Source organism: Streptomyces sp. 2A115 (assembly GCF_052245575.1).
GTDB lineage: Bacteria > Actinomycetota > Actinomycetes > Streptomycetales > Streptomycetaceae > Streptomyces.
Genome location: NZ_JBQQCG010000008.1, coordinates 51,590 through 70,382, shown reverse-complemented (window position 1 = coordinate 70,382; position 18,793 = coordinate 51,590). Strand labels below are relative to the sequence as shown.

The window sequence follows — 18,793 nt, the reverse complement described above, 5'->3', positions numbered from 1 at the left end:
CGGTATCTCGGCCGAACCGCCGAGCGCTACGCCCGGTACAGCGCCTCGACCTCCGACGAGTACGCGTTCTCGATCGCCTTCCGCTTCAGCTTCAGCGAGGGCGTCAACAGCCCTTGTTCCTCGGTGAACTGATGAGCCAGTATCCGGAACGTACGGATCGACTCGGCCTGGGAGACGAGTGTGTTCGCGGCGACCACCGCCCGGCGCACCTCCGTCTCCAGGTCGGGATCGCGCACCAGCTCGGACGGCGTCAGCTGAGGTTTGCCGCGCATTGTCAGCCAGTGTTCGACGGCCTCCCCGTCGAGGGTGACGAGCGCCGCGATGTACGGGCGGTCGTTGCCGACGACGATGCACTGCGCGACCAGCGGATGGTCCCGCACCCGCTCCTCCAGGACCCCCGGCGAAACGCTCTTGCCGCCGGAGGTCACCAGGATTTCCTTCTTGCGCCCGGTGATGGTGAGGTAGCCGTCCTCGTCGAGCGCGCCCAGGTCGCCCGTGGCGAGCCAGCCGTCGTGCAGCGTGGCGTCGGTGGCCTTCGGGTCGTTGAGATAGCCCTGGAAGATGTTGTCGCCGCTCAGCCAGATCTCGCCGTCGTCCGCGATGTGCACGGTCGTGCCCGGGATCGGCTGTCCCACGGTGCCGTACCGGGTGCGCTCGGGCGGGTTGGCGGTCGCGGCGGCCGTGGACTCCGTCAGCCCGTAGCCCTCGTAGATCTGCACGCCCGCGCCCGCGAAGAACAGTCCGAGCCGTCGGTCCATCGCCGAGCCGCCGGACATCGCGTGCTTCACGCGTCCGCCCATCGCGGTACGGATCTTGGAGTAGACGAGCTTGTCGAAGAGCTGGTGCTGCATCCGCAGCGCTGTCGAGGGCCCGGGTCCGATGCCCCAGGCCTTCGCCTCCGCCGCGTCCGCGTACCGTACGGCGACCTCGACGGCCTTCTCGAAGGGGCCCGCCCTGCCCTCCCGTTCGGCCTTCCTGCGCGCCGCGTTGAAGACCTTCTCGAAGATGTACGGCACGGCGAGAAAGAACGTCGGCTGGAACGCGGCCAGGTCGGGCAGCAGGGCCGCCGCGTTGAGCTGCGGCTGGTGACCGAACTTGACCCTGCCGCGGATCGCCGCGACCTGCACCATCCGTCCGAAGACGTGCGCGAGCGGCAGGAACAGCAGGGTGGCCGCCTCGTCGCCGCGCTTGGAGCGGAAGAGCGGCTCCCAGCGCTCGGTGACCGTGTTCGACTCGAACATGAAGTTCGCGTGGGACAGGACACAGCCCTTGGGGCGGCCGGTGGTGCCGGAGGTGTAGATGATCGTGGCGACCGACTCGGGTGTGACCGCGCGCCGGTGCCGGTGCACCACCTCGTCGTCGATGTGCGCGCCCGCCTCGTACAGCTCCTGCACGGCGCCCGCGTCGAGCTGCCAGAGTTTGTGCAGCATCGGCAGCCGGTCGATGACCGTGGCGATCGTCATCGCGTGGTCCTCGTGTTCCACCATCGCGGCCGACACCTGCGAGTCGTGCAGCGTCCAGAAGACCTGCTCGGCCGACGAGGTGGGGTAGATGGGCACGACCTGGGCGCCGATGGACCACAGCGCGTAGTCGAAGAGCGTCCACTCGTAGCGCGTACGGGACATGATCGCGACCCGGTCGCCGAAACGGATGCCGTGGGCCAGCAACCCCTTCGCCAGTGCCAGGACCTCGTCGCGGAACTCCGCGGACGTCACGTCACGCCACTCGCCCCGGTCGTCCTTGCGGCCGAGCGCGATGTAGAGGGGGTCTTCGAGGGCGTGCTCGAAGACAGCATCGGCCAGACCGCCCACCGGCGGTGCCGACGCCAATGGAGGGTTGGTGAACTCGCGCAATCCCCGCTCCTTGTGGCGCTCCGCACAGCGCCGTGAAAGCTACCCCACCGGGCGCCACAGCGGGAGGGGCGTCGGAGCACCTGGAGGCAGGGCATCGGCACTGGTCAGCCATTTAAATACGGCCACAAGGGGGGAGGCCGGGACAGAATCCTTACGGCTCCGTAGGTTTCGGGCCCGTAATCTCCACGGAATCTGTACGACGCGATTACGCTGCGCTGGCTTGGCGGGTGGGTGCTCGGTGGGGGCTGTCGTTTGTGGCGTGCGGGTCGGTTTGGGCTGGTCGGGCAGTTCCCCGCGCCCCTGAGGGGCGCCCCTGCGGGGCTGCCCCTGAGGGGCGCCCCTGCGGGGCTGCCCCTCATCGCCTTCGGTGCGCCGGGACCGCGCTCTCGGGCGACGCGCCCAGCCGTTGGCGAGGTGCCCGCACCAACACCAGTACCAGCGCGTCGGGCGGCGTTCCCGTCACACCCGCGACCAGGGCTTCCATTTCAGCCGCAAAATGTGACAGCCCCGCGCCCCTTGAGGGGCGCGCTCCCGGATGCCGGGTCTTCAACGTCCCCGGTGAAGTCGGTCTCCCGCTGCCAGGATCTTGGTCGCCAAGGCGTCTGCCGCTTCCTGCGCCGAGGTTCGGCGTCTGCCGTGCACCAGGACGAATTCGACCTCGCCCAGTTCGGGCAGTCCCGCGCGGTCGGGGACGCGGACCAGGCCCGGTGGGATCAGGCCCCGGGAGTGGGCCATCACCCCCAGGCCCGCCCGCGCGGCCGCGATGAGGCCGTTGAGGCTGCCGCTGGTGCAGGCGATGCGCCAGGCGCGGCTCTGGCGTTCCAGGGCTTCCAGGGCGAGGGCTCGGGTGATCCCGGGCGGCGGGTAGACGATCAGCGGGACCGGGCGGTCGGGATCCAGCCGGAGGCGTTCCGCGCCGATCCAGACCAGGTGGTCGTGCCAGACCAGTTCGCCGCGCGGGTCTTCGGGGCGCCGCTTGGCCAGTACCAGGTCGAGCTTTCCGTCGGCCAGTTGCTCGTGCAAGGTGCCGGAGAGCTCGACGGTCAGCTCCAGGTCGACCTCGGGGTGGTCGTGGCGGAAGCCCTCCAGGATCTCGGTCAGGCGGGTCAGGACGAAGTCCTCCGAGGCGCCGAAGCGCAGCCGGCCGCGCAGCCGCGTCCCCGTGAAGAACGCCGCCGCCTGCTCGTGCGCGTCCAGAATGCGGCGTGCGAAGCCGAGCATGGCCTCGCCGTCCTCCGTCAGCTCCACGGAGTGGGTGTCCCGTGAGAACAGCTGTCGCCCGGTGGTGTCCTCCAGGCGGCGCACGTGCTGGCTGACCGTGGACTGGCGCAGTCCGAGGCGGCGGGCGGCCTGCGTGAAGCTCAGCGTCTGGGACACCGCGAGGAACGTACGCAGCTGCGAAGGGTCGTACACCGTCATGGTGCCCAGGCTAGCGCGGTCATCGTGATGCGTGATGACAGTCAGAGCGGTATGACGGATTCCCGATCACGGTCCGGGAGAGGACGATGGAGAGGGCACGATCTGAACTCAACGCATCGAAGTAGTGGAGCACCGTGAAACGCCTGCAGTGGCCGTCCTGGCTGCCGATCGACCCGTACATCCTGCTGCTGCTCGGGACAGTGGGCCTCGCAGCCCTCCTCCCCGCCCGGGGCAACGGCGCCGATGTCGCGGACGCCGCCTCCACCGCCGCGATCGCCCTCCTCTTCTTCCTCTACGGGGCACGCCTGTCGACCCGTGAGGCGGTCGACGGACTGCGGCACTGGCGGTTGCACGTAACGGTCCTGGCCTGCACCTTCGTGATGTTTCCGCTGCTCGGGCTGGCGGCCCGGGGGCTGGAACCGGTGTTCCTGAACCACTCGCTCTACACCGGCCTGCTCTTCCTCACCCTCGTGCCCTCGACGGTCCAGTCCTCGATAGCCTTCACGTCCATCGCGCGCGGCAACGTGCCCGCGGCGATCTGCGCGGGCTCCTTCTCCTCCCTCGCGGGCATCGTGATCACCCCGCTGCTCGCGGCGACACTTCTCGGCAGCACCGGGGGCGGGTTCTCCGCGGACTCGCTTCTCAAGATCGTGCTGCAGCTGCTCGTGCCGTTCGTGGCCGGCCAACTGCTCCGGCGCTGGATAGGTGGCTTCATCGCCCGTCACAAGAAGATCCTCGGCCTCGTCGACCGGGGCTCGATCCTGCTGGTCGTCTACACCGCGTTCAGCGAGGGCATGGTGCAGGGCATCTGGCACCAGGTCAGCCCGGCCCGCCTGGCAGGCCTGCTGGGGGTCGAGGTCGTGCTGCTCGCCGTGATGCTCGCGATCACCTGGTACGGGGCGAAGGCGCTGCGCTTCAGTCGCGAGGACCGGATCGTCGTCCAGTTCGCCGGGTCGAAGAAGTCCCTGGCGGCCGGACTGCCCATGGCGAGCGTACTGTTCGGCGCTCACGCCTCACTGGCCGTACTGCCTCTGATGCTCTTCCACCAGATGCAGCTCATCGTCTGCGCGGTCATCGCCAAACGCCGCTCCCACGACCCCGAGGCGCAGCCGGCCGTCAACCAGGCCCCAGCCGCAGAGTCACGAATCGCGGTCGGTACAGGGACACGTTCCGACTGAGGTTCGCCTGCGCCGAAACGCCGGTCGTGTCCAGCCAGTTGACGTCGTAGCTCAGTACGAGCCCGCCTTCGCCGAGCGCAGGGTGGAGCTGCGGGTTGTACGCCGCCACGCCCGCGCGCTGCTCGGGCAGCGGCGGGCTGAAGCCCTTGCCGGGCCCGTGCCAGGGCCCCGTGGGCGAGCACGCCCAGTACGAGGTGATGGTCGTCAGCCCCTCGGCGCCCGCCGCCATCGTGAACAGCACGTACGTCCCCCCGTCGCGGACGACCGTGAACGCGCTGCCCACCCCCTTCCGCTCACCGTCACCCAGTACGGGCCTCATGTGTGACGGGATGGTCCACCGCTCGCCGTCCCAGTACTGCCACGCGGCCGGATCCGCCAGCCTGCCGCGGGGCACGCGCGCGATGTACGCCTTCGAGGCGGGGCGCGCGGCGGCCCGGGCGTCGTCACCGCCGAAGACGTACGTCCAGTTCCCGTCGTCGGTCAGCGCGGTCGTGCCGAACAGGACCCGCCGCGCCGGGTCCTGGACCCGTTGCTGGTCCAGGACCTTCACGATGCCCTCGACGCGCAGGTCGGGCAGCGAGAGCGTGGCGACCTCGGTGGCGGTGGGGACGCCGTAGATCCAGGGGTACGCGCCGTTCGTACGGGTCCACAGCATGACCCGTACGACCTGCTCGGACGAGCCGGGGGAGCGGGGCTCGACCCGGGCCGCCACCGGCCAGCGCCACTGCCCCGGGGCCGGGTCCGGGAACAGCGGCGCCGGCAGGGTGCGCCGGAGGCGGCCGTCGGTCATCACCACGGCCGAGTTGCGCACCAGGGGCGTGTTGGTGTCCCGCCACGCGTAGGACTCGCCCGCCAGGTTCGGCGGCCGGTACACCTGGCCGAGAAACGTGTCCGAGAACAGCCACAGCACCCGCCCGTCCGGCAGCCGCAGCGAGTGCGTGCCGTCGCCGCCGGTCCAGTCGTCGGTCCGCGCGGGGTCGTCCCCGTACCGCGCGAACTCGCCCGTGAGTGTGGAGTCGGCGGTCCAGGACGTGACCTTACGGGCCCCGCACGCGCCCTCCCGGTCCTCGTCCTCCGGGAGGGCGGTGAGCAGCACGGCTCCGAGGACCAGGGCCAGGAGCAGGCCAAGACCGGTCCCCGTGAGCTGTCGTGCTCGGGTGTTGTCGGGCACGCCCGGGACGTTAGTGGCTGCCGCTCACCCGGTCCATGGGCAGCCACAGGACGGTGTCCCGGGTCACAGCGGCGTTGGCCGTGCGGACGCCGGTCAGCTCCGCGTCGCTCAGCGCCCGGTCGTAGACCCGTACGTCGTCGATCGCGCCGGTGAAGTGCGCGCGGCTGTCGAGCCGCTGGCCCACATGGACGCCGAACGGCGAGTTGCGGCTCACGGAACCCGGCACGTCCACCGTGCTGAGCGACGTGCCGTCGATGAACAGGGTCAGCTGTCCGGCGCCGCGACGCAGCGCCAGATGGTGCCACCGGCCGTCGTTGTACGCGCCGGTCGTGCGCACGGACGCGGACCTCGGGGCGCTCGCGCCGTCCCGGGCGGTGATCAGCCCCTGTATACGGTCGCTCGCGGGCTCGCCGCGCAGCCACACCTGCGGCTGGGTGGTGCCGATCCCGCCCATCCACAGCAGCGGCTGCTCACCGGTGGCGGCCGTGTAGCGGAACCACAGCGACGCCGTGAAGTCCTTTGTCCCGAGCGTCAGTTCGTCGCGGTACGGCAGGCGTACGGCGGCGTCGGTGCCGTCGAACTCCATGGCGCCGCCGAACACGCCGGCCGTCGCGCGGGCGCCCCCGAGGACCGCCGCCCGACGCGCCTCCGGAGCGAGGTCGGCCGTGGTGGGGTCGGGGCCGCGTCGCGGTTCCAGCCAGTCCTCGGTGAACCGCGCGAAACGGATCTCGTCGCGCGCGTCCACCGTGCCGCCCTCGTACATCAGGCCCACGGTGTCCGCGCCGATCCCCACCAGGTCCGAGTAGCCGGACCAGTCCCTGGTGACGACGGTGCCACGGTCCACGCTGTCCCAGGTGCGTCCGCCGTCGTACGAGGAGCGGATCATCATCGTGCGGCGGCGGTCCGGGTCGCCAGGAGACGCGAGCAGGATCCGGTCGCCGAACCGCAGTGTGGATCCCTGGACTTGGGGTGTGTAGAGGTCAGGAAGGGCGCGGAAGGGCGCGACGAAGCTGTCGCCCCCGTCGCGGCTGAACGCCTGACTGCGGTGGCCGAGATCGGTGCCGTCCTGTTCACGGCCGCTGACGATGATCGTCCCGTCGGCGCGCTCGGTCATGGTGATCTCGGACGGCTTCTGGCGGAACGTGCCCTCGGCCGGTATCGGCCAGGAGTCCGTCGCCCCGATCCGCCAGTGGTCGCCGCCGTCGTCGCTGACGATGAGCGCGGCGTGGTTGGCGGTGACCCTCCCTACGCCTCCGGCCGGGGGGACCCCCGTCTCGCTTCGCTCGCCCTCCCAGGTCTCGGTGTTGACGCCGAAGACGAGCCGGCCCGCGTGCCTGCCGAGGGTCAGCTGGATGCCGTGCACCGGGCCGGTGGCGTACCAGGAGTTCCAGTTCGCCGGGAGGATCTCGTCGCTGAGGTCGCGCGGCTCGGACCAGGTGCGGCCGTCGTCGTCGCTGTGCTGCATGTGCGGGGTGCGGTCGCAGGGGATCTGGCAGTTGCCGCCGTCCGTGCGGCCCGTGTTGTACGTCTCGGCCAGCACGATGCGGCCGGTCTCGCGGTCCACGACCGGGGCGGGGTTGCCGTGCGTGTCGCCCGCGCCCTCGTTGACGACCTGGAGCGGGCTCCAGGTGCGGCCGCCGTCGGTGGACCGCTTGAGCACGATGTCTATGTCGCCGGCGTCACTGCAGTCGTTCACCCGGCCCTCGGCGAACGCGAGCAGGGTGCCCTTGGTGGTCTTCACGACGGCCGGGATCCGGAAACAGGCGTAACCGGGATCCTGAGAGGCTTTGAAGAGCACCTGCTGCTCGAAGCCCGTCTCCGGGGCGGCCGGTTCGGCTTGTGCCGGGCTCGGCAGGGCGAGTAACGCTGCGGTGGTGAGAAGCGCTGTCAGGGTGGATCTGAGGCGGCGTGCGCGAAGACTTGACGGCATGGTGCGGCCTGCCCTTCATGCGTCTGGACATCTGAACATCTGGACATCCCACGTCCGACGTGCACGGACACAGACGCTACTTGGGCCTCCGACGGCCCACAAGGAGCGTGCACGGTCGTGTTGGGAAGAGCGCGTGCGGCGGCCCCACCACTGCCTGACGGAGGCTCAGGGGGCCAGGCGAGAGCAGTTCACGAGCCCGTTGATCCGGATTTCCGGTACGGACGGCTGATGCGGGCTAACGTTCCGTCATGACCGCAGCTGACACCGAGCCCCGCCTCGCCCTCGACCCCGCGCGCACCGCCCTCGTGCTCATCGACCTGATGGACCGTATCGTCGGACTGCCGTTGGAGCCCTACAAGGGCCCCGAAGTCGTCTCCGTCGCTGAGGAGTTGGCGGCCGCCTTCCGCGCGGTGGGCGCGCTCGTCGTCCTCGTTCGCGTCGAACGGCCCGGCGTCGCCGAGCAGCCGCCCGGCAGTGGACTGGTCGCCGGGCTCGCGGCCGACGGCGACCTCGAGATCGTGAAGCGGACCATCGGTGGCTTCCAGGGCACGGGTCTGGACGAGCGGCTCCGCGAGCGCGGGGTCTCCACGCTGGTGTTCGGCGGAGTCGCCACCAACCTCGGCGTCGAGTCCACCGCCCGCGCCGCCGGCGACCTCGGTTACGGCCTCGTCTTGGTCGAGGACGCCATGGCCGCCCTCACCGCTCCCGAACACGAGGCCGCCGTGAAGCTGAACTTCCCGCGCCTGGGGACCGTCGTCACGGCCTCGGAGGTGCATTTCGCCAAGGGGCGAGCGGGGATCACGTAAAGCCCTTTGCCCGCGAGTGAGCCGAAGGGGCACGCCCAGCCGCCACGCGCTCGCAGACGAAGACGCTGCTGTGGCGGCTCTTCGCGCGGAGCGCTTGGCGCCCCGGAGGCGAACCGAGCGCTGAAAAACACAGCGGGGCCCCTCCGGCGCAGGGGGCGCTCCCCGCCGGGTCGGGGCCCCGCCGCCGTGTCGCGGGGAGACCGGTCAGCCCTGGGCGGCCGCGGTCCGCAGAGCGATGCGGTGCTCGCCCGCGTACACGTTCATGGAGGCGCCCCGGAGGAAGCCGACGAGGGTGAGGTTCGACTCGGCGGCCAGGTCCACGGCCAGCGAGGACGGGGCCGAGACCGCCGCCAGCATCGGGATGCCCGCCATCACCGCCTTCTGGGCCAGCTCGAAGGACGCCCGGCCCGAGACCAGCAGCACCGTGCGGGAGAGCGGCAGCGAGCCGTTCTGCAGGGCGCGGCCGACCAGCTTGTCGACCGCGTTGTGCCGGCCCACGTCCTCCCGGATGTCGAGCAGCTCGCCGTCCTCGGTGAACAGGGCCGCCGCGTGCAGGCCCCCGGTCCGGTCGAAGACCCGTTGCGCCGCGCGAAGCCGGTCGGGGAGGCTCGCGAGGAGTTCGGGTTCGAGCCGCACCGGGGGAGTCGTGTCGCCCGCCGTGTCGTCGATCGTCCAGCGGGCCGTCGTACGGACCGCGTCCAGGCTCGCCTTGCCGCACAGGCCGCAGGACGAGGTCGTGTAGACGTTGCGTTCGAGCGTGATGTCGGGAATGACGACGCCGGGCGCCGTCTTCACGTCGACGATGTTGTACGTGTTCGAGCCGTCCACCGTGGCGCCGGCGCAGTACACGATGTTCTGCAACTCGTCGGCCGCGCCCAGAACCCCCTCGCTGACCAGGAAGCCCGCCGCGAGCGCGAAGTCGTCGCCCGGGGTGCGCATCGTGATCGCGAGGGGTTTTCCGTTGAGGCGGATCTCCAGTGGTTCCTCGGCGACGAGCGTGTCCGGGCGGGTGGAGACCGCCCCGTCCCGGATGCGGATCACCTTGCGTCGTTCCGTGACTCGTCCCATGTCCTGATCAGTCCCGGTTCTGTACGTGCTGGTAGCCGAAGCGGCCCTTGATGCAGAGATTGCCGTGGGTCACCGGGTTGTCGTGCGGAGAGGTGACCTTCACGATCTCATTGTCCTGCACGTGCAGGGTGAGGTTGCAGCCCACTCCGCAGTACGCGCACACCGTGGTCGTCTCGGTCTGCGCCGACTCGTCCCACGTGCCCGCCGCCCGCATGTCGAACTCCGACTTGAAGGACAGCGCTCCCGTCGGGCACACCTCGATGCAGTTTCCGCAGTACACACACGCGGACTCGGTCAGCGGCCCGTCGTGCTCGACCGCGATCCGGGCGTCGAAGCCCCGCCCGACCACCGAGATCGCGAAGGTGTTCTGCCACTGGTCGCCACAGGCGTCCACGCACTTGTAGCAGAGGATGCACTTGTCGTAGTCGCGGACGTACAGGTCGTTGTCGACCTTCGGTTCCTCGTTGAGGCGTGCCGCGTCCGGGCCGAAGCGGTCGGGCTTCGCCTCGTACTCCTTGAGCCACTCGGCGACCTGCGGTGTGGTCGACAAGTCGACGGAGGACGCGAGGAGTTCGAGGACGATCTTGCGGCTGTGCCGGGCGCGCTCGGTGTCGGTACGGACCTCCATGCCCGCCTCGGCCTTGCGGGAGCAGGCGGGGACGAGCGTGCGGGCTCCCTCGACCTCGACGACGCACACACGGCAGGCGTTCTTCGGCGTGAGGGTGTCGCCCTGGCAGAGCGTCGGCACGTCCTTGCCGGCGGCCCGGCAGGCGTCGAGGATGGTCGATCCCTCGGGGACCCGTACGGGCTCCTCGTCCAGGGTGAACTCGAGCAGACGGCGGGGAACCCCCAGCGATATCACGGTCATTCGTACGCCCCCAGACGGTCGATGGCGGATTCCACGGCATTCCACGCGGTCTGTCCGAGACCGCAGATCGAGGCGTCCCGCATGGCACGGCCCACCTCGCGAAGCAGCGCGATGTCGCCGGCCGCCTCCGCACCCGTCCGCTCGGCGATGCGATGCAGGGCCTCCTCCTGGCGCACGGTGCCGACCCGGCACGGCACGCACTGCCCGCACGACTCGTCGCGGAAGAACTCGGCGATCCGGAGCAGCAGGCGGGGCAGCGGCACGGTGTCGTCGAAGGCCAGCACGACACCCGAGCCGAGCGTCGTGCCCGCCTCCCGCGTGCCCTCGAAGGTGAGCGGGATGTCCAGCTCGTCGGGGCGTACGAAACCACCGGCCGCGCCGCCGAGCAGCACCGCGCGCAGTCGCTCGCGTACGCCCGCCAGCTCCAGCAGCTCGCCGAGCGTCGCGCCGAACGGCAGCTCGTAGATGCCGGGCCGGTCCACGCTTCCCGACACGCAGAACAGCTTCGGGCCCGTGGACTTCCCGGTGCCGATCGCCGCGTACGCGGGCGCCCCCATCGTGAGGACGGGCAGCACGTTGACGAGCGTCTCGACGTTGTTCTCGGCGGTGGGTTTGCCGAACAAACCCTTCTCCACGGGGAAGGGCGGTTTGGAACGCGGCTCTCCTCTGTACCCCTCTATCGAGTTGAAGAGGGCGGTCTCCTCACCGCAGATGTACGCGCCCGCGCCCCGCCGGATCTCGATGTCGAAGGCATATCCCTGGCCGAGGACGTCGTCCCCGAGCAGCCCACGCGCGCGTGCCTGCCCGATGGCGTGCTCCAGACGCTGGAGAGCCCGGGGGTACTCGCCGCGCAGGTAGAGGTATCCCTTGTGCGCGCCGACCGCGTACCCCGCGATCGTCATCGCCTCTACGAGGGAGTACGGATCGCCCTCCATGACGACCCGGTCCTTGAACGTGCCCGGCTCGGACTCGTCGGCGTTGCAGACGAGGTAGTGCGGATGGTCCGGCTGTGAGGCCGTGGCCTGCCATTTGCGGCCGGTGGGGAAGGCGGCGCCGCCGCGTCCGACCAGGCCCGCGTCGGTGACCTCGCGGATGACCCCGGCGGGGCCGATCGCGAAGGCCTGCCGCAGGGCGGTGTAGCCGCCGTGTGCCCGGTAGTCGTCGAGCGACGCCGGATCGACCACGCCGACGCGGCTCAACAGCACCAGAGACGAGTCTCCGGCCTGCGGGACCGCCATCGCCGCGGGCGGCTCCTCCGGCGCCGAGTCGGGCGCGCTGCCCGCGAGCACGGCCGACTCGACCGTCGCGGGCGCCGACACCGCCGTACGCACCGGATCCCCGGCCTTGACCGCGAGCGCCGCCGGGGCCCTCTCGCACAGGCCCAGACAGGGGCTGCGCTCGACGCTGACACCGCTGCCGAGGCCGAGCCGGGCCTCGACGCCGGCGCAGAGTTCACTCGCGCCCGCAGCCGCGCACGCGAGGTCCGTGCAGACGTGGAGAACTGTCGCCGGGCGCGGCTTCACGGAGAACATCGCGTAGAAGGTGGCGACCCCGTACGCCTCCGCCGGTGGCACGGTCAGCCGGCGGCACAGATAGTCGAGTGCGCCCTCGCTGATCCAGCCGATCCGGTCGTTGACGGCGTGCAGCCCCGGCAACAGCAGGTCACGGCGTTCCCGGGCCTCGCGGCCGCCGCGTGCCCACCTGAGGTCGGCGTCGGAACGGTCGGCGCCCTCCCACGAAGACTCCGGAGGACCGAGCAGCGCGTCGACCGCCGCCCGCTCCTCGTCCGTCGGCTTGCTGTCGCCGAAGTGCAGATCCACTTACGTCACCTCACTTGAATCGCAACCGGCAGCTTCTCGATCCGGATCGCCGACGCCTTGAACTCCGCCGTACCGGCGATCGGGCAGTTCTCCTCGATCGTCAGCTGGTTGGTGTCCACCTCGTCGGGAAAATGCATGGTCATGAACGCGAGCCCGGGCCGCAGCGCCGGATCGATCCACACCGGGGCCCTCACCGAGCCGCGCCGTGAGGAGATCTGGACCTCCTCACCGACCACCACGCCGTAGTGCTCGGCGTCCTCCGGGCACAGCTCGACGTACTCGCCGCGCCGCAGCGGCGAGGCGAAACTGCCGCTCTGCACACCGGTGTTGTACGAGTCCAGACGCCGCCCGGTGGTCAGACGGATCGGGTACTCCTCGTCCGTCAGATCGACGGGCGGGTCGTGCTGGACGATCCCGAAGGGCGCGAGACGGCCGCGCTCGGCGGGGTCGGACGACCACAACCGGCCGTGCAGATACGTCGGTTCGAGCTTGTCCGGGTCCGGGCACGGCCACTGGATGCCCTGGTGCTCCGCCAGGCGCTCGTACGTCATCCCGTAGTGGTCCGGCGACACCGACCGCAGCTCGTTCCATACGGATTCGGAGTCCGCGTACTTCCACTCGTGGCCGAGCCGGGCGGCGAGGTCGCAGAGGATGTCGATGTCCTCGCGGGCCTCACCGGGCGGGGTGACCGCCCGTCGCACCCGCTGAACTCGCCGTTCACTGTTGGTGGTCGTGCCGTCCGTCTCGGCCCACCCGGCGGTCGCGGGCAGCACGACGTCGGCCAGCTCGGCGGTCTTGGTGAGGAAGATGTCCTGGACCACGAGGAAGTCGAGCGCGCGCAGCCGCCGTACGGCCTGCTCGCTGTCGGCCTCCGACTGCGCCGGGTTCTCGCCGATGCAGTAGACGGCCCTGAGCGTGCCCTCCTCCATGGCCTCGAACATCTCCGTCAGGTTCAGCCCGTAGTGCGGCTGGATGACGGTGTCCCACGCGGACTCGAACTTCAGCCGCGCGTCCGGGTCGAGGACGTCCTGGAAGCCCGGCAGACGGTTCGGGATGGCACCCATGTCACCGCCGCCCTGCACGTTGTTCTGGCCGCGCAGGGGCTGCAACCCCGAGCCGAAACGCCCCACATGGCCGGTCAGGAGGGACAGGTTGATGAGCGCGCGCACGTTGTCCGTGCCGTTGTGGTGCTCCGTGATGCCGAGCGTCCAGCACAGCTGGGCGCGCTCGGCCCGGGCGTAGGCGTGCGCCAACTCCCTTATCGCGGCAGCCGGTACGCCCGTCACCTTCTCGGCGAGCGACAGGGTCCAGGGCTCGACGAGCTGCTTGTACTCCTCGAAGCCGGTCGTCGCCCGTTCGACGAAGGCGTCGTTCGCCAGCCCCGAGTGGATGATCTCGCGGCCGATCGCGTGGGCCATCGGGATGTCCGTGCCGACGTTCAGGCCCAGCCAGCTCTCGGCCCACTCGGCCGTTGACGTGCGGCGCGGATCGACCGCGTACATCCGTGCCCCGTTCCTGATCCCCTTCAGTACGTGCTGGAAGAAGATCGGGTGCGCGAAACGGGCGTTGGAGCCCCACATCACGATGAGGTCGGTGTGCTCGACCTCCCCGTACGAGGAGGTCCCGCCGCCCGAGCCGAACGCGGCCGACAGACCCGCCACGCTCGGCGCGTGACAGGTGCGGTTGCAGGAGTCGACGTTGTTGGTGCCCATCACGACGCGCGCGAACTTCTGCGCCACGTAGTTCATCTCGTTCGTGGCGCGGGCGCAGGAGAACATGCCGAACGCGTCGCGATTCACGTCCAGGCCCCGGGCGGCGCGGTCGAGCGCCTCGTCCCAGGTGGCGCGGCGGAACGGCTCGTCCCGGGAGTCACGGACGAGGGGGTGCGTAAGTCGGGTGTAGGTCTTGGGAGTTCGGTCGCGTTTCCTCATACGGCGGTCCTCAGGAAAGTCCTCGTGGATGTCCTCATGCGGCGGTCCTCAGGGCGAGCAGGTCCGAAATGGCGTGGACGGTGCGGAGCGTGGGCACCGGGACGTCGGTGATCTCCGCCAGCTCGACGACGGCCGCGAGCAGGACGTCGAGTTCGAGCGGCTTGCCGCGCTCCAGGTCCTGGAGAGTGGAGGTGCGGTGGTCGCCGACGCGCTCCGCGCCGGCCAGCCTCCGCTCGATGGAGACGCCCACCTCGCAGCCCAGTGCCTCGGCGACCGCGAGCGTCTCGGCCATCATGATCTCGATGACCTTGCGTGTGCCGCCGTGCAGGCACATCTGGCGCATGGTGGCGCGGGCCAGGGCGCTGATGGGGTTGAAGGAGATGTTGCCGAGCAGCTTGAGCCAGATGTCGTTGCGCAGATCCGGCTCGACGGGGCATTTGAGCCCGCCCGCGACCATGGCGTCGCTGAACGCCGTACAGCGCGCCGAGACCGAGCGGTCGGGCTCGCCGACGGAGAACCGGGTGCCTTCGAGATGGCGTACAACTCCCGGTCCCGCCAGCTCGGTTGCCGCGTAGACGACGCAACCGATGGCCCGGGAGGGCGCGAGCACCGCACTGACCGCGCCGTCCGGGTCCACGCTCTCGACACGGTGGCCGTCGTGCGGGCCGCCGTGCCGGTGGAAGTACCACCAGGGGATGCCGTTCTGGGCGGCGATCACCGCCGTCGTGTCGTTCAGGAGAGGCTCGATCAGCGGCCCGCACGTCGCGTACGAGTTGGCCTTCAGGCCCAGGAAGACGAAGTCGACCGGGCCGACCTCGGCCGGGTCGGCGGTGGCGTGGGCCCGTGCGGTGAAGTCGCCGCGCGGGCTGAGCACTCGCACTCCGTGCTGCCTCATGGCCGCGAGATGCGGTCCACGGGCGATGAGGTGCACGTCGGCGCCGGCGCGATGCAGCGCGGCTCCGACGTAGGCGCCGATCGCACCGGCGCCGAGAACTGCCACTTTCACTTGGGGGGCTCCGTTCGGTCGAGGGTACCGAGGAGTTGCTGAGCTGCACTGATCAGTGTTGAACTGTGTCGACTGAATATTGTCTACAGTATGGGAGTTGGGGCAGCAAGGGTTCGCGCAGCACCTGGAACACACTCGGGGCCGCGCCCGGGGATCGCCGAAGGGCGGGTCCGGAGTTCGCTGAGTGTCGCGCCCCGAACACCCTTGGTAGAGCTGTCGAGTTCGGCCCCGAAATGCCGTTCGTCGGACCGAACCGACCGTTCGCCGCACCCTGGATACCGTTTACCGCACACGGCGTGCGCGTCTGTGTGGCCGCCTTCCCAACCGAGTGACCGCTTCCTTATCGTCCGGGATCATGAGTCCCCCCATAGCGCCACCCGGCTGGAGCCGTTGGCTGGTACCTCCCGCGGCCCTTTCGGTGCACCTCTCGATCGGACAGGCCTATGCCTGGTCCGTGTTCAAACCGTCCCTGGAGTCCGCGCTCGACCTCAGCGGCACCCAGAGCGCCCTCCCCTTCCAGCTCGGCATCGTGATGCTCGGCCTGTCCGCCGCGTTCGGCGGCACGCTCGTGGAGCGCAACGGGCCGCGCTGGGCGATGACGGTCGCCCTGATCTGCTTCTCGTCGGGCTTCCTGCTGTCCGCGCTCGGCGCCGCCACCGAGCAGTACTGGCTGATCGTGTTCGGCTACGGCTTCGTCGGCGGGATCGGCCTCGGCATCGGCTACATCTCGCCCGTCTCGACCCTCATCAAGTGGTTCCCGGACAGGCCCGGCATGGCCACCGGCATCGCCATCATGGGCTTCGGCGGCGGCGCGCTGATCGCCTCACCGTGGTCCGCGCAGATGCTGGAGTCCTTCGGCTCCGACAACACCGGCATCGCGCAGGCCTTCCTCGTGCACGGCCTGACGTACGCCGTCTTCATGTTGCTCGGCGTACTGCTCGTGCGCGTGCCACGCCCCGCGAAGACCGCCGCCGACGGCGGCCCGGCGCCGCTCGAAGGGGTCCAGGTCTCCGCGAACAGTGCCATCCGAACTCCCCAGTTCTGGTGCCTGTGGGTCGTGCTCTGCATGAACGTGACCGCCGGCATCGGCATCCTGGAGAAGGCCGCCCCGATGATCACGGACTTCTTCGCGGACACCTCGACACCAGTCTCGGCGTCGGCGGCGGCCGGATTCGTCGCACTGCTCTCGGCGGCCAACATGCTGGGCCGCATCGGCTGGTCGTCGACGTCCGACCTGATCGGACGCAAGAACATCTACCGCGTCTACCTGGGCGTCGGCGCGTTGATGTACGCCCTCATCGCCTGGGTCGGGGACTCCTCGAAGCCGCTGTTCATCATCTGCGCGCTGGTGATCCTCTCCTTCTACGGCGGCGGCTTCGCGACCATCCCCGCCTACCTCAAGGACCTCTTCGGGACCTACCAGGTCGGCGCGATCCACGGGCGGCTGCTCACCGCCTGGTCGACCGCCGGCGTCCTCGGACCGCTGATCGTCAACTGGATCGCGGACCGGCAGGAGGAGGCGGGCAAGTCCGGCGAGTCCCTCTACGGCCTGTCACTGATCATCATGATCGGGCTGCTCGTGGTCGGTTTCGTCGCCAACGAGTTCGTCCGTCCCGTCCACGCCCGTCACCACATCCCCGCCCAGAGGGAGGCCGCCGATGTCCACGAGCGACAGCAGTCTGCCTGACAGCAGCCCGCCCGACAGCAGTCCGCCCGGCCGCGCCGGGCTGATCGCCTTCGCCTGGGTCTGGGTGGGAGCGCCGCTGGCGTATGGTCTGTACGAACTCGTACGGAAGGCCACCCAGCTGTTCACGGGGTAGGTGCTCGGACTTCCGAGGGTCTGACGGAAGCCGACAAGGGTGGCGCGCCATTCCTGTGACTTTACGTGTCCTCGTACCCGTGAGTACCTGATCAGACTGGTGAGTCCCGTTACCCAGGCAACAAGGGGGACCGCCCATGACCGGCTCACGCATCGCCGCCGTCGGCCACTATCAGCCCGCCAAGGTTCTCACCAACGAGGACCTGGCGGAGCTGGTCGACACCAGCGACGAGTGGATCACGAGCCGGGTGGGCATCCGTACGCGCCACATCGCCGGGCCGGACGAACCGGTCGACGAGCTGGCCGCGCACGCCGCGGCGAAGGCCCTCGCGTCGGCCGGTCTCGTCCCCGAGGACATCGACCTCGTCCTGGTGGCCACCTCCACCGCGATCGACCGCTCGCCGAACATGGCCGCCCGGGTCGCCGCCCGGCTCGGCATCCCGTCGGCGGCCACCATGGACCTCAACGTCGTCTGCGCGGGCTTCACGCACGCGCTGGCCACCGCCGACCACGCCGTACGCGCCGGTGGCGCGACCCGGGTGCTCGTCATCGGCGCCGACAAGATGTCCGACGTGGCCGACTGGACGGACCGCACGACCTGCGTGCTCGTCGGGGACGGGGCGGGGGCCGCGGTCGTCGAGGCCGCCGAGGAGCCCGGCATCGGGCCCGTGCTCTGGGGCTCCGTGCCCGAGATGGGGAACGCGGTACGGATCGAGGGCGTCCCTTCGCGGTTCGCGCAGGAGGGCCAGAGCGTCTACCGGTGGGCGACCACCCGGCTGCCGGCCATCGCCCGCCAGGCCTGCGAGCGCGCCGGCCTCGTCCCCGAGGACCTCGCCGCGGTCGTACTGCACCAGGCCAACCTGCGGATCATCGAGCCCCTCGCCGGGAAGATCGGCGCCGTGAACGCCGTCGTCGCACGCGATGTCGTCGAGTCCGGCAACACCTCCGCCGCCAGCATCCCGCTCGCGCTGTCCAAGCTCGTCGAACGCGGAGAGATCTCCACCGGCGACCCGGTGCTCCTCTTCGGCTTCGGTGGCAATCTCTCGTACGCGGGGCAGGTCGTCCGCTGCCCGTGACCTGGGCGTATTGCGTGGTGTGACGAGGCCAACTCCCCCTCAGCCTGGTCATTGTGCGCCGTAGACTGTAGACGAAAGACAATTGATACTGGCTTTCCGGCTGCCGTGCTGTCGTCGTCAATGCCGCAGACGCCGCCGCTGCCCAGGAGGGGGACCGCGATGTTGTCGACCGGGCTGCCACAGGGATCGGTGCCCAAGCTCGAACGGCCGGGCCCCTTGCGGGACCGTGTCTACGAGGCGCTGCTTGAACTCATCACGACCCGCGCCCTGCAGCCCGGCCAGCACCTGGTGGAGAGCGAACTCGCCGGACACCTCGGGGTCTCCCGGCAGCCCGTGCGCGAGGCCCTGCAGCGGCTGAACACCGAGGGCTGGGTCGATCTGCGGCCCGCGCAGGGCGCGTTCGTGCACGAGCCGACGGAGGCGGAGGCGGATCAACTCCTCACCGTTCGCACGCTGTTGGAGGCCGAGGCCGCCAGGCTCGCGGCGGCCAACGCGGGCAGCACCGGCATCAGCGCGCTGGAGGAGCTGTGCGCCGAGGGCGAGCGGGCGGTCGGCGCCGACGACGTGGACGGGGCGGTGGCGATGAACGCCCGCTTCCACGCGAAGGTCATGGAGCTGGCGGGCAACGCCGTCCTCGCCGAGCTGGCCGCGCAGGTCGACCGACGCGTCCGCTGGTACTACACGCCGGTCGCCCGCCAGCGCGGCCGCCAGTCCTGGATCGAGCACCGGGATCTGATCGCCGCGATCTCGGCCCGAGACGAACAGCGCGCGACCGAGATCATGCGCGCGCACACCGAGCACACGCGCAGGACGTATCACGCGCGTCCGCGCGACTAGCTCCGCTGGGC

The 18,793-nt window shown here is 70.2% G+C and carries 15 protein-coding genes; 6 read left to right on the top strand and 9 right to left on the bottom strand.

Features of this window, described 5'->3' with window-relative positions:
* Nucleotides 1-26 precede the first annotated feature (26 nt).
* A complete protein-coding gene (locus ACTWQR_RS09855) occupies nt 27-1,853 on the bottom strand; it encodes an AMP-dependent synthetase/ligase (protein WP_443226564.1) in 1,827 nt (608 codons plus the stop codon).
* Nucleotides 1,854-2,399: 546 nt separating this feature from the next.
* On the bottom strand, nt 2,400-3,266 hold the full coding sequence (locus ACTWQR_RS09850; RefSeq protein ID WP_443226683.1) for a LysR substrate-binding domain-containing protein: 867 nt from the start codon (nt 3,264-3,266) through the stop codon (nt 2,400-2,402).
* Nucleotides 3,267-3,406: 140 nt separating this feature from the next.
* On the opposite strand from ACTWQR_RS09850, the gene ACTWQR_RS09845 reads away from it, so the two are divergent.
* Complete coding sequence (locus ACTWQR_RS09845) at nt 3,407-4,450, top strand: bile acid:sodium symporter family protein (protein WP_443226563.1); 1,044 nt, start codon at nt 3,407-3,409, stop codon at nt 4,448-4,450.
* On the opposite strand, the gene ACTWQR_RS09840 is transcribed toward ACTWQR_RS09845, so the two are convergent.
* Nucleotides 4,389-5,621, bottom strand: a complete 1,233-nt coding sequence (locus ACTWQR_RS09840) for a DUF4185 domain-containing protein (RefSeq protein WP_443226562.1) — start codon at nt 5,619-5,621, stop codon at nt 4,389-4,391. The genes ACTWQR_RS09845 and ACTWQR_RS09840 overlap by 62 nt on opposite strands.
* 10 nt (nt 5,622-5,631) lie before the next feature.
* On the bottom strand, nt 5,632-7,551 hold the full coding sequence (locus tag ACTWQR_RS09835) for an exo-alpha-sialidase (RefSeq protein ID WP_443226561.1): 1,920 nt from the start codon (nt 7,549-7,551) through the stop codon (nt 5,632-5,634).
* 248 nt (nt 7,552-7,799) lie between these two features.
* Between ACTWQR_RS09835 and ACTWQR_RS09830 the strand changes: the two genes are divergently transcribed.
* A complete protein-coding gene (locus ACTWQR_RS09830; protein WP_443226560.1) occupies nt 7,800-8,357 on the top strand; it encodes an isochorismatase family protein in 558 nt (185 codons plus the stop codon).
* Between the two features lie 204 nt (nt 8,358-8,561).
* Here the strand turns inward: ACTWQR_RS09830 and fdhD are convergent, their stop codons facing one another.
* The 5 genes from fdhD to ACTWQR_RS09805 are packed head-to-tail and all read right to left on the bottom strand — an operon-like array spanning nt 8,562 to nt 15,050.
* The gene (fdhD, locus tag ACTWQR_RS09825; RefSeq protein WP_443226559.1) at nt 8,562-9,425 is read right to left on the bottom strand and encodes a formate dehydrogenase accessory sulfurtransferase FdhD; all 864 of its coding nucleotides are present in this window, start codon (nt 9,423-9,425) and stop codon (nt 8,562-8,564) included.
* Between the two features lie 7 nt (nt 9,426-9,432).
* On the bottom strand, nt 9,433-10,293 hold the full coding sequence (locus ACTWQR_RS09820; protein WP_443226558.1) for a 2Fe-2S iron-sulfur cluster-binding protein: 861 nt from the start codon (nt 10,291-10,293) through the stop codon (nt 9,433-9,435).
* Nucleotides 10,290-12,113 (bottom strand): NAD(P)H-dependent oxidoreductase subunit E, encoded by a 1,824-nt coding sequence (locus ACTWQR_RS09815; protein ID WP_443226557.1) that lies wholly within the window; start codon nt 12,111-12,113, stop codon nt 10,290-10,292. The genes ACTWQR_RS09820 and ACTWQR_RS09815 overlap by 4 nt, the downstream gene beginning before the upstream one ends.
* Before the next feature lie 5 nt (nt 12,114-12,118).
* Nucleotides 12,119-14,044: a molybdopterin oxidoreductase family protein gene (locus tag ACTWQR_RS09810; RefSeq protein ID WP_443226556.1), complete on the bottom strand. Its 1,926-nt coding sequence runs from the start codon at nt 14,042-14,044 to the stop codon at nt 12,119-12,121.
* Nucleotides 14,045-14,078: 34 nt separating this feature from the next.
* Nucleotides 14,079-15,050 (bottom strand): 2-dehydropantoate 2-reductase, encoded by a 972-nt coding sequence (locus ACTWQR_RS09805; RefSeq protein ID WP_443226555.1) that lies wholly within the window; start codon nt 15,048-15,050, stop codon nt 14,079-14,081.
* 355 nt (nt 15,051-15,405) lie between these two features.
* On the opposite strand from ACTWQR_RS09805, the gene ACTWQR_RS09800 reads away from it, so the two are divergent.
* The 4 genes from ACTWQR_RS09800 (at nt 15,406) to ACTWQR_RS09785 (ending at nt 18,782) form a co-directional block, all read left to right on the top strand.
* A complete protein-coding gene (locus tag ACTWQR_RS09800; protein ID WP_443226554.1) occupies nt 15,406-16,737 on the top strand; it encodes an OFA family MFS transporter in 1,332 nt (443 codons plus the stop codon).
* Nucleotides 16,709-16,870, top strand: a complete 162-nt coding sequence (locus tag ACTWQR_RS09795) for an MFS transporter small subunit (protein ID WP_443226553.1) — start codon at nt 16,709-16,711, stop codon at nt 16,868-16,870. The genes ACTWQR_RS09800 and ACTWQR_RS09795 overlap by 29 nt, the downstream gene beginning before the upstream one ends.
* Nucleotides 16,871-17,006: 136 nt before the next feature.
* Nucleotides 17,007-17,945 (top strand): beta-ketoacyl-ACP synthase III, encoded by a 939-nt coding sequence (locus tag ACTWQR_RS09790; protein ID WP_443226552.1) that lies wholly within the window; start codon nt 17,007-17,009, stop codon nt 17,943-17,945.
* A 159-nt stretch (nt 17,946-18,104) separates the two neighbouring features.
* Nucleotides 18,105-18,782, top strand: a complete 678-nt coding sequence (locus tag ACTWQR_RS09785; RefSeq protein WP_443226551.1) for a GntR family transcriptional regulator — start codon at nt 18,105-18,107, stop codon at nt 18,780-18,782.
* The last annotated feature ends 11 nt before the right edge of the window (nt 18,783-18,793 follow it).